Origin of the sequence: Rossellomorea sp. NPDC077527 (genome assembly GCF_044542955.1) — a bacterium.
In the GTDB taxonomy this organism is placed as follows: domain Bacteria; phylum Bacillota; class Bacilli; order Bacillales; family Bacillaceae_B; genus Rossellomorea; species Rossellomorea aquimaris_E.
This window is the reverse complement of record NZ_JBITVL010000006.1, coordinates 204,863-216,531: the sequence shown is the minus strand read 5'-3', so window position 1 is coordinate 216,531 and position 11,669 is coordinate 204,863. Positions and strand designations below refer to the sequence as shown.

Here is an 11,669-nt window from a genome sequence, read left to right as displayed (position 1 = left end):
CACACCCGTTCCCATGCCGAACACGGAAGTTAAGCTCTTCAGCGCCGATGGTAGTTGGGGGATCTCCCCCTGTGAGAGTAGGACGTCGCCAGGCAATATGTGAAAAGAGTAGCTCAGTGGAGTTACTCTTTTTTATTCTTGGAAAGAAGTAGCTGATGTTTCAGATTAGGTGAAAATTGGTAAAATACGCATATAACAAAAAAGTGACGCAAATATCACCGAAAACGACGCATAAAATAAAATTATGACGCAAATATCCCCGGAAATGACGCAATAAAGTTAAAAACGACGCAATTCCTACCAAGTAAGTCCATTCTAAACATACATCTCCCCATCAAAAGTCCGCCAAAGGCTCATTTCCCCTTCATTTCTTCTCTGAAGTTTCCCATATGACTTTATTTTCTGCAGATTCCCATCTTACCCCTCATTTTCCACCAGATGCCTACCCAAAATCAACAACATGTCCCCATCTCCCAACCTGAAACACTAGCCAGACATTCCTCCAAGTCAGGGGTAGGAGCAAGATCGAGAACCGAAGAGATTCATCCTCTCGTTATGAGCTATACCCTTCAGCACCGACAGTCATTGAACTTCCTAATATATTCCTTATTATATTCGGAGAAGTTGACTTCTTCTTCCATTAGTTCTACGATATTAGTAAATAGAGGTTTGATCTGAAAGGGTGGTACTCTTGCAAGGTTCTTCTAGTACAATGATTGATTCGTTTTTAAAGTGGCTTGAACAGGAAGGTAAATCAACAAATACCATTTCGACTTACCATCAAGAACTTAAGAAATTTGAACAATGGCTTCAGGGGAATCATCAGGAACTTGAAGATGTGGCTCAGAAGGATGTTCAGGACTACATACTGTTTTTAGAAGAAAAGGGGAAGAGCCCGATTACAACGGATAAAATACTCGGGGCAATCCGAACTTTTTCAAAATATGTAAAGAAGCCTCATATTACACTGGGGATTCATATTCAAAAGGCGGATAAGAAAGATGAGATAGAGGTTCTTACAAAACAAGAGTGTGAGAGGTTGTTATCTGAAGTAAGAGAGCATGAGAATGAAAGAAACATAGCCATTGTATACATGCTTCTCCATACAGGGATCAGAGTGTCTGAACTTTGTGAGTTGGATCAATCTGATCTTGATTTTCAAGAGGGCGTTCTCAAGGTAGTGTCATCTCATGATGACGAAAGGATTATTCCGCTTTCTGAAGAATTGAAACATCATCTCTTGATTTATTTACCGTTGAATCCGGGGGATAAGGCTTTGTTTGTGTCAAAATCCAATGAAAGGTTAACGGAGCGAGCTGTACAGTATATGTTGAAGAAATACGGTGTAAATGCTCAGAAGTTACGTCATACCTTTTGCCAGCAATTGATAGATAAGGGTGTGAGCCTGGAAGTGGTGTCTAAGCTTGCTGGTCATAAGGATATTAATGTCACGAAGAAATATGCAAGATCGAGGTTGCAGCATGCGGAGTACGAGGATGCGATCCGAAAGACTTTTTCACCTGAGTGATTGCAAGAACGTAATAATATAGAACCCCCCCTTATTTAAATGAATAAGGGGTTTTTGTCATGAAGTATGTCGGAATTTTTGTTATGGATGTCTACATATATATACAATATTATTTATCTGCCTCCTTTATGATAGTACATACTACATGGATGGGGGGATATTGATTGTATGAGAACGGCTTTAATGGTTGGACTTATTGTTGTAACACTTTTCACCTTGATAAGTGGGAAGCTGTATTGGAATGATAGGATTGAGAGGGTACATGCCGAAGGTCAAACAGCGCAACATCCAATTGAAGAAAAGGATATTAGTGAAGATACTGAGCCCGAAAAAAGAAAGAAGATCGCAGATGTCGTTACACTCGATAAGTTGAACTATCTTCCGAAAGAATTGCAATCCAAATTTCGAGATAAAGTGGCCTCTGGACAACCCGTCACTCTTGCCATTCTAGGTTCGGCTTCTACCTCTACTAAAGAAGGGGCATGGCCGAACTTGCTGAAAGAGAAATTGATGAATACATATGGTCCGTCTGTGATCAAGGTTACAACGAAAGAAATAGCTAATAAAACATCCACACAAGTTATTCATGAAAAACTTCTCGATGGACTGGCAGCATCCAAGCCGGACATTTTACTCATTGAGCCTTTTCTATTATATGATAACTCCAAATTATCGATGGAGGACCGCTTAAAAAATCTTTCGACCATCATTAAACAATTTAAGTCTACCAATTCAGGTGTTACGGTTATGATTCAACCGTCCAATCCTATCTATCAGGCCTATTATTATCCTAAAGAGGAAAGTGACCTGGAGGAATATGCATTAGCCCATGGTTATATCTATCTTGATCATTGGAAAGCGTGGCCGAATGGGGAGTCGGATAACCTATTAAGCTACCTTACTGGTGAAGGGCTACCTAATGAAAAAGGTAATGCCGTTTGGTCACGGTTTTTAATAGATTATTTTATTCAACAAGCTACTGGTTGATCAATTTTATTGTCTGAAAATGTTGTCGATAATAAATTATAGATTATTCAGACTTTTATATAATATAATTGTAAATATAATGAAAATATACAGGGAGGAGGACATGGTTTGCCTGTCTATTATATGAAGGAGATTTGGACACCCCTCAAGATCATTGGTATTAAATTTTTCAGGTGTGAAGAGAAGAGTGTTTACGTAAAGGTGTTTCAAAATCCCCGCAGAAGGCTGTTTAACTAAATAGATAGGGGTCAACATCAATATGTACGATAAAGGCAAAACCATTGAAAGATGGTGACGCAAAACTATAGGGGCTAAGGTTCGTAGACTATGCCTGCCAGTTGCCGAATACATATCCTATCATGCGTTCAGTTTAAACCTTGCAGAAAGGTTTTTTTATTTGGCCAAAAATGGTCGAGAAGTCAGCTTTGATAGAGCATTTGCAAAAAAGGCAGATAAACAAAATGTTTATCCGCCATGCATCAATGCCCTATTTTGTTATTTTCATGGATAGATACTCAAGCCCGTCTGTTTCAATGAAAGAACATCCTCCCGGAGCGGGCGTTTTCAATACCTCAATAGACAACTTATTTAACAATTTCATCAAGTGTGCTTGTTCAGAAGGGCTTAGAATAAATTGAACACCGTATCTAAAGAAGTCAGAATGAGGTTCTTGCTTCCATACTACTTTCCCTGGAAGACTGATTGTTTCGCCAAGGATGACAGTATTGAAATCAAATACGATGCCCGGGGATGCAGGCAATCTCAAATGAGTCAGGAATCGTAATCCGCCCGGTCCGATATTTTCTACCAGTACTTCTGTTGTTCCTACTTTTGCAGGCTTCCCATTTACGCTGGCTATGGTCATATCCGTTTTTAGGGGGTACGTAAAGTCGATTCTGAATACATCACGTCTTTCCTCCATGGGGAGTAGGGTTTCAACCTGCTCCGGCTGAAGGACCGGCTCTCTTAGATACCGATCGAAGTCTTCAGGAGGAATGGGCTTACTGAATAGGTACCCCTGTATACTATCGCATCCATTCTCCAGTAGGAACCTTCGCTGACTTTCTGTCTCCACACCTTCTGCTACTACAGTCAAGTGCAATCCATGTGCCAAGTTTATGATGGATTTTGTGATTTCGGTATCACTCTCATTCAGGTAGTCCCGTATGAAGCTCCGATCAATTTTGACGGTATCAACGTTAAATTTCTTTAAATATAAGAGAGAAGAGAACCCGGTGCCAAAGTCATCCAAGGAAAATCGTACGCCAATCTCTTTCAATCTTTCTACAGATGATATAAATGATTCTTCGTTCTGGATCAGTACACTTTCTGTTATTTCGAGATCCAGCAATGAAGGGTCTACACCGTTTTCTTCTATTATACCGAGAATGGTTTCGACCCAGTCATTTCGCAGAAAACGTTTGGGTGACATATTGATGGATATCGGAATGAGTGGAACTTGTAAACTTCCCCATTCTCTTACTTGCTGACATACTGTTTGGAGCACCCAATCGGTGATGGGGATGATGAGCCCGTTTTCTTCAGCGATCGGAATGAATTCATGAGGGGAGATCAGTCCCCACTCTGGATGCTGCCACCTGATTAGGGCTTCTGCTCCGACCAAGCGCCCGGATTTGCTGTCGACTTTAGGTTGGTAATGTAAGAGAAGTTCGTCATTCTTTAGTGCTTTACGTAAATCCTTTTCTAATTGAAATACTTTGAAAGACTCTATATTCATGGATGACGTATAGATTTGGAAATTATTCTTGCCCATATCTTTTGCTCTGTAAAGGGCTGTATCTGCTCTCATCATGAGCGTCTCCGGATCTTCTCCATCGATTGGAAACAGTGTCATCCCGATGCTTGCCGTGATAAATAATTCATAGCCTTCAATAAAGAAGGGTTCTTCCAAGGAGGCGATCAGGTTCTTGGCGAACGAAATGGCTTCTTCTATATCCTGTATGTGGCGAAGTAGAATCGTGAATTCGTCTCCGCCCATCCTTGCGACGAGATCAGGGTCAGGAGTATTCTGTACGAGCCGGGAGGATATCTCTTTAAGGAGGATATCTCCTTTTTGGTGCCCAAGGGTATCGTTGATCCGTTTGAATCCATCCATATCTATGTATAAAATGGCAAATTGCTTCTTTAATATGCTGGAGCTCTCTATAAGAGTGTCAAGTTCCACTTCAAACTTTCTTCGGTTCGGAAGGTCGGTTAAATAGTCATGGTAGGCATGGTGGGCCATGGCTTCTTCTGACTTGATCTGCTCCGTTATGTCTGTGATGATCCCGTCCATTCGTATCAGTATACCTTCAGGGTTGAATACGGGTATCGTATGATCCTCGACCCAGCGGATATGCCCTTCCTTATGGATGATGCGATAGCGTCCTTTTGGAGGTTTGGTTTCGGCCAATATTTCTTGCCTTGAATGGTAGTATGGTAGATCGTCAGAAGCGATGAGGTCCGACCAAATAATCTTTCCTTCTTCGAATTCCTGGCTTGTGTACCCGGAAATATTCTCAATTCCCTTTGAAGTAAACAGAATCTTGTTTTCTCGTACATCCATGGACCAGATTCCTGCGTCCAGATTATCGTAGATTTTCTTGACATACTGTTCCTGCTCTTTCATCTTCGTTTGGATGTGTACTTGCTCTGTGATATCATGTGACGTTCCGATCATTCGGACAGGAAGCCTGTTTTCATCAAGAAGGACATCTGCATATTGATTTACGATCCGCAGAGAGCCGTCTTTTTTTATGATTCGATAGGAAATGCTGAAGAAACATTTCTCTTCAATGGCTTTCCGATATTGAGTATCGAAATTCTCCCGATCATCTGGGTGGATGCGCTCGTATACTTTTTCATAGGTAGGGGTCTCATCCTTATCCATATCGAACAGAGTATACATTTGATCGGACCAAAGAGCTGTATCAGAAACGATATCATAATCCCATGTTCCGAGGTCCACAAGTTCCTCTACCGTATTGGCACTCATTTCTAGTTTTGAAAGAATGGATTTCTGAGCTTCCCATTCAGAGATGTCACGAATGAGCAGAACGATAGCGAAGACCTTGTTCCGGTTGAAGAGAGGCTGAAAATGGACATTTGTTTCAATGAGCTTCCCATTTCGACGGATATGTGCACATCGATACTGCTGGTATTCCCCTTTGACAGCCATACTGAAATGCTCAAGAGTATCCGGGATATAGGGCTGTGGAACGCATTCAGAAATAAAATGCTGAATATTCTTAACTTTTTGATCAAAAAATGATTTGATCGCTTTATTTGAGGCAAGCATTTGGCCTTCGAGATCCAGGATATAAACAGGATCAGGATAATGATCAAATAATAATTCATATATATTCATCAGCTGCTCGTCATCAACTGAACCATTTTGAGATTTTCTTAGAAGATTCATAACATTAATCAAGCAACTTGCCCCTTTCGAAACATGAATTACGATATAAAAACTTACAATTTTAATAAAAATATACCATAAGAATGATGGGGAATGGAATGAACCATATGCATAATTCGACTAAAAAAACCCTATTTCCTCAAATTATGAGATTTTTATCAATAATATACAAATATAAATGGAAATACTCTGGAAATGATATATAATAGTAATAAAGTCTCGTTTCTTTAAAAAATCAGATAATAGAGACTTATATAAAAAGGAAAAAGGATGGTGTTGGGTTTGAAAGGTTTAAAAGAGATGGTTACTCGATGGACGACGGCGATCAGTCCTGCTTATGATGGGATTCATCAAACAGTCGTCCATGATTTTGGAAGGACGAAGACGTCGAGTAAGAAATCGGCAATGGACATACTGGATGAATCCTGTCTTACGCACAGGTCGACGTATGATGGCAGGATCAAAGCCGTCCGGCACGCATTCCGCTACCCTAGAAAGACACCTCTTATGATTTGCCCGCAGCAGTACATTTATGCGATACCCACCAAGGCCCCAACCGATTATGACTGCATCTGGCTGTTCTGTCAGCATATTGAATCGACCTCCACCTCAGAAGGAAAAACCTATGTTCATTTTACCAACGGAGAAAAGCTTGCCATCAATTGCTCCGAGAGCGTCATCATGAAACAGCGGGAGCGGGCGGCAGTCACCATGACCCATTTCTCCACCATCCCGACAATCTCATCCTTGAATCGGAACGAAACCGAACTCTATCTCCCGGGATTTCAATCAAACCTCCCCAACCCGGACGGATTCGGCGCGCATCACTGAGGGACGGACCTCTAAAAAAATAACCAAAACAGGAGTAGGAAACTTGTTCCAACTCCTATTTGTGGTTGTTCTACATTTCTAGTAAAATCCTCCTTTATTCCCACATAAAACATAGGTCTAATCTAAAATTAAATTTCATATAATATAAAATTCAATTGAAATAATATTTTAAACGTGAGTATAATAGAGTTAATGAAAACGCATACAGCTTTGTGGGAGGAATGACGTGTGAAAGAGGATAATGTTTTCGAATTATCAACAGAGAAGGTGAACCGGAATACGCTGGGAATCGATACGGCGGGTACCGGTGAGATTCTTCGAATGATGAATGAGGAAGATCAGAAGGTGGCTTCGGCTGTTAAGCTGGTGATTCCACAAATAGAAGAAGTGGTCGACAAGGTCGTGACGTCTATTTCTCAAGGTGGAAGGCTGATTTATATGGGGGCAGGTACGAGCGGGAGGCTTGGTGTCCTGGATGCCGTGGAATGTCCACCGACGTTCAGTGTGGACAGTGACGTGGTAGTCGGTTTGATCGCGGGTGGAGAAAAGGCATTTGTAAAGGCGGTTGAAGGAGCCGAGGATGACGAGGGGCTCGGTGTATCTGACTTGAAGGAAATCGGATTGACGAAAGCGGACACGGTTGTCGGCATTGCTGCGAGCGGCCGTACCCCATATGTGATCGGCGGACTGAAATATGCAAGGGAGTTAGGGGCGACAACGGTGGCTCTATCTTGTAATACGGGGTCCAAAATCTCTGCTGAAGCAGAACATGCGATTGAAGTCGATGCAGGACCAGAAGCATTGACGGGATCCACCCGGTTAAAAGCAGGTACGGCGCAGAAAATGGTTCTGAACATGATCTCGACAGCAGCCATGATCAAGCTCGGAAAGGCATATGGAAACCTGATGGTGGATGTGAACATCAGCAACTACAAGCTTGAACAGCGGGCGATCGGGATCATCGAAAGCATCACGGGAGCCGATAAGGATATGGCAGCAGCGACGTTGAAGAAGGCGAATAACGAAGTGAAACCCTCGATTGTGATGATCATTCTTGGCTGCGGATATGAGGAAGCGAAGAGCAGGTTGGAAGATGCGAACGGATATGTCCGGCTGGCCATTGAAAAATAGTCTATTCGTATAGGGGTACCCGTCCACTCGCATTCATAGAGATAAAGTGGAGGGTGGATCAAGAAATGAAAGGGGAAGGTGAAATTGACAAACAAAGAACTGGCTGGAGTCCTATTGGAACGGTTTGGCGGTGCTGATAATATCGCAAGCTATGAACATTGCATGACGAGATTAAGAGTAAAGGTATATAACGAAGAGCTCATAGATAAAGCAGAAATTAAAAGAATAGAGGGTGTGCTCGGATTTGTGGAGGATGAAACGTATCAGGTCATCCTTGGACCCGGGAAGGTCAATAAGGTGACGGAAGAATTCGGGAAGCTGGTTGCGGACAAGAAGGGAGAGCTTGACTTAAAGGCAAGGGCAGCAGAGCAAAAGGCTGATCTTAAGAAGAAGAATGCGACACCGTTCAAGCTTCTCCTGCGTCGCGTCGCGAACATCTTCATTCCCCTGATTCCTGCGTTGATTGCGTCCGGCTTGATTACGGGGTTCACGAAGTTCTTCGTACAGGCTGGCTGGTTGAACGGTGAATCACAGCTTGTCATGATGCTCTCCATCATCGGTAGTGGATTATTCGGCTACCTTGGTATCCTTGTCGGGATGAATGCGGCGAAAGAATTTGGGGGATCGGCGGCACTCGGTGGTTTGGCGGGTATCTTGATCATCAATCCGGCGATCGGTGACGTAACGCTGTTTGGGGAGAATCTTCTTCCAGGGCGGGGCGGGTTGATCGGAGTCTTGATTGCCGCCATATTCATGGCTTTTGTTGAAAAAAATGTTCGAAAGGTCATCCCGCAGGCGGTCGATATCATTGTGACGCCTACGATAGCGCTACTTGTTACAGGTTTATTGACGTACACCGTATTTATGCCGGTCGGCGGTTTTATCTCAGATTTGATTACCAATGGTCTACTTTCTCTTATTGATATGGGAGGCATTGTTGCCGGATTCGTTCTTGGTGCCACCTTCCTGCCACTCGTGGTGACTGGACTGCATCAAGGGTTGACGCCAGTCCATTTGGAATTGATCAATACGATCGGGGACGATCCCCTCTTGCCAATCCTTGCCATGGGTGGTGCCGGTCAGGTTGGAGCGGCGTTTGCCATCTTCATGAAAACAAAGAAGAAAAAGTTGAAGAGAGCGATCGGCGGGGCGCTTCCTGCCGGGATGCTCGGTATTGGTGAGCCTTTGATCTTTGGTGTGACTCTGCCTTTAGGGCGACCGTTTTTGACAGCGTGTTTAGGAGCGGGGTTCGGTGGGGCATTCCAGGCTTACTTTGATGTCGCAACCTTCGCGATAGGGGTATCGGGACTTCCTTTGATTTTCTTAGTTAACGCCGGAGAAATCCTCTACTATACTCTTGGACTATTGATTGCCTATGCAGCAGGTTTCGCTTTAACGTATCTGTTCGGGTTCAAGGATGAAATGGCGAGTGAATTTGAATGATCGGGATCTCCGTTTATCTGTCTGATGAAGAAGATGCTGAAGAGCGGATTCTTCGAGCTTCTTCATCGGGTATCAAGCTTGCCTTTACCTCTCTTCATATACCGGAAGAATCGGATGTGACTTCTGAACGCGTCGGAAATCTTTTATCCCTATTTAAAAAGGAAGGGTTTGAGGTGTTCGCGGATGTATCGAAGAAAACACCCGACATGCTTGGACTCAGTGGTTTTGAAGAGCTGAAAGAACTGGGCGTCACCTCCTTGAGGCTGGATGATGGATTTACGACGGAAGAAATGCTGGAGTTGTCCCTTAAGTTTCGAATTGCCATCAATGCCAGTACGGTGGGGGAAATAGAACTGCAGAAATGGATTGAAAGTGGACTGGAAACGGGGAATATGATTGCCTGGCATAATTTTTATCCAAAGCCGGGAACGGGGTTGGATGAAACGTATTTCCTCGAACAGCAGAACCTCTATGATTCGTTATGCATACCCGTGTATGCGTTTATCCCAGGGGATGAAAAAATGCGGGGGCCACTGCATCTGGGGCTGCCCACTTTGGAAGATCACCGTCAACAAAGTCCATATGTGAGTGCTGTACAATTGAAGCGGTGGGGCGTGAAAGGTTTGTTTGTTGGAGATCCCGGTTGTTCCACTGAGCTCCTGCAAAAGCTCGAACGCTTTGATCGGGAAGATGTCATCGAACTTTCTTACAATGGTAGCGGGGAAATAGAAGGAGCGTATCAGCTTCGTCCTGATCCAGGGAGGGATGTGTTGCGACTGCTGGATACAAGGACGAATGATAATGTTCCTCCATCAAATACGGTTGAAAGACCACGGGGCACGATTACGAGGGATAATAATTCCTATGGACGGTACAGAGGAGAGATGCAGATTATCAGGCATGATCTGGCTCGTGATCCTGCTGTCAATGTGATGGGGAGGATCTGTCAATCCGATTTTCCTCTATTAGAATCTCTTCAACCAGGTCAAAAGATTCAACTCGTAAGAGGGACGGACCTTATTGAATAGTGTAGAAAAGAGCATGGGATTTTAAATCATGCTCTTTTCTCATTCGCACGGTATAAACCACGAACGTTTTCATTACATTTTAAATATTGTAACCGAATTCTCTTTAATTTCTGTTATGATAATATCAGTGAATATTTCGACAATAACCGGAATGAAGGGAATGCCGATCAATGACTAGTGCTTCAACCATGCTGATACAATACCTGGAAAACCATTCGGATGAATTTTTACATAATTGGCTTAAGAGAATCGTGATTTCAGAAAACGATATTTATAAAGAAGAAGTGTTGAACAATGGCATGAAAATGTTCCAATTGGTGAAGCGTGCGATTGTGAAGCCCCTCAGTGAAGAAGAGATCACCATCCTTGCCCACAAGACGGCTTTGGAACGAGTCAATGCCAACGTGAATATTAGCGAGTTTGTTTACAATGTAAACATAGGGAAGAGTATCATTATTAAGTGGGTGAGCAATTCTGGCATAGAGCTTCGGCAATTACAGCCCATATTCGAAGATATTAATGCTCTGTTTGATCGATTTTCTTACCTTGCCGTTCGAAAATATACGGAAATCAAAGAGCAGCAGCTTCAGGAGAAAGAGCTGTATATCGACCAGACTCATAAAGAACGGTTGACGATCCTCGGCCAGATGAGCTCGAGCTTCGTACATGAGTTCAGGAACCCGTTGACGTCCATCATTGGATTCACCAAACTCTTACAGAACGACCATCCCGAGCTACCTTACCTGGATATCATGCAGCATGAACTTGAACAATTGAATTACCGCATCTCACAATTCCTCCATGTATCGAGGAAAGACTTAATTGACAGCACGAGGGAAGAAATCATTCTGACCGAGCACCTGGAAGAGACAATCGAGTTCCTGTACCCGAGCCTGCTTGATGGGGATGTATCCATTGATTTCAATTGTGAAGGTGACATCAGGGTACTTGGAAACAGGGATGAGTTAAGGCAGGTATTTCTTAATTTGATTATGAACTCCATCGATGCCCTTCAAGAAGTGGAAGGAGATAGGCAGATCCATGTGTCCTGCAAGGTAAGAGAGGGACGGACCAATCTGGAGATTTCGAACAATGGCCCTCGAATCAAAGAAGAGACGATCGGAGCGATTTTTGAACCTTTTTATACAACCAAGGACCTTGGAACGGGAATAGGTCTTTATATTTGTAAAAAGCTGATTGAAAAACATGGGGGAGAAATACTATGTCAGTCTAATGAGGAATGGACGACCTTTACGATCGGTATACCTGTGGAATTGAATGTAGCTCAGTAATGAAAACACCT

8 protein-coding genes, 1 rRNA gene and 1 riboswitch are annotated in these 11,669 nt (G+C 43.1%); of the genes, 8 read left to right on the top strand and 1 reads right to left on the bottom strand.

Annotated elements, in window-relative coordinates; translation table 11 throughout:
- The 3 genes from rrf to ACIGG7_RS20010 form a co-directional block, all read left to right on the top strand.
- Positions 1-94: ribosomal RNA gene (gene rrf, locus ACIGG7_RS20020) — 5S ribosomal RNA — on the top strand; the annotation flags it as partial.
- Between the two features lie 597 nt (positions 95-691).
- Complete coding sequence (locus tag ACIGG7_RS20015; protein ID WP_397550829.1) at positions 692-1,528, top strand: tyrosine-type recombinase/integrase; 837 nt, start codon at positions 692-694, stop codon at positions 1,526-1,528.
- A gap of 168 nt (positions 1,529-1,696) precedes the next feature.
- Positions 1,697-2,515 (top strand): SGNH/GDSL hydrolase family protein, encoded by an 819-nt coding sequence (locus ACIGG7_RS20010; protein WP_397550828.1) that lies wholly within the window; start codon positions 1,697-1,699, stop codon positions 2,513-2,515.
- 261 nt (positions 2,516-2,776) lie between these two features.
- Positions 2,777-2,861: riboswitch (cyclic di-GMP riboswitch) on the top strand.
- Between the two features lie 141 nt (positions 2,862-3,002).
- Here the strand turns inward: ACIGG7_RS20010 and ACIGG7_RS20005 are convergent.
- Complete coding sequence (locus ACIGG7_RS20005) at positions 3,003-5,945, bottom strand: EAL domain-containing protein (protein ID WP_397550827.1); 2,943 nt, start codon at positions 5,943-5,945, stop codon at positions 3,003-3,005.
- Between the two features lie 270 nt (positions 5,946-6,215).
- On the opposite strand from ACIGG7_RS20005, the gene ACIGG7_RS20000 reads away from it, so the two are divergent.
- From ACIGG7_RS20000 to ACIGG7_RS19980, 5 genes are all read left to right on the top strand, one after another.
- On the top strand, positions 6,216-6,764 hold the full coding sequence (locus ACIGG7_RS20000; RefSeq protein WP_397550826.1) for a competence protein ComK: 549 nt from the start codon (positions 6,216-6,218) through the stop codon (positions 6,762-6,764).
- 228 nt (positions 6,765-6,992) lie between these two features.
- The gene (gene murQ / locus ACIGG7_RS19995) at positions 6,993-7,895 is read left to right on the top strand and encodes an N-acetylmuramic acid 6-phosphate etherase (RefSeq protein WP_397550825.1); all 903 of its coding nucleotides are present in this window, start codon (positions 6,993-6,995) and stop codon (positions 7,893-7,895) included.
- 84 nt (positions 7,896-7,979) lie between these two features.
- Positions 7,980-9,338: a PTS transporter subunit EIIC gene (locus ACIGG7_RS19990; protein WP_397550824.1), complete on the top strand. Its 1,359-nt coding sequence runs from the start codon at positions 7,980-7,982 to the stop codon at positions 9,336-9,338.
- Positions 9,335-10,366 carry a MupG family TIM beta-alpha barrel fold protein gene (locus ACIGG7_RS19985; RefSeq protein WP_397550823.1) on the top strand — a complete coding sequence of 344 codons (1,032 nt, stop codon included), beginning with the start codon at positions 9,335-9,337 and terminating at the stop codon, positions 10,364-10,366. Before ACIGG7_RS19990 ends, ACIGG7_RS19985 begins: the two co-directional genes overlap by 4 nt.
- Positions 10,367-10,536: 170 nt before the next feature.
- Positions 10,537-11,658 carry a histidine kinase N-terminal domain-containing protein gene (locus tag ACIGG7_RS19980; protein ID WP_397550822.1) on the top strand — a complete coding sequence of 374 codons (1,122 nt, stop codon included), beginning with the start codon at positions 10,537-10,539 and terminating at the stop codon, positions 11,656-11,658.
- Positions 11,659-11,669 lie beyond the last annotated feature (11 nt).

Coding starts and splice junctions, on each gene's coding strand:
- ACIGG7_RS20010 (WP_397550828.1), top strand. CDS start 1,697: ATGAGAACGGCTTTAATGGTTGGACTTATTGTTGTAACACTTTTCACC.
- ACIGG7_RS19980 (WP_397550822.1), top strand. CDS start 10,537: ATGACTAGTGCTTCAACCATGCTGATACAATACCTGGAAAACCATTCG.
- ACIGG7_RS19985 (WP_397550823.1), top strand. CDS start 9,335: ATGATCGGGATCTCCGTTTATCTGTCTGATGAAGAAGATGCTGAAGAG.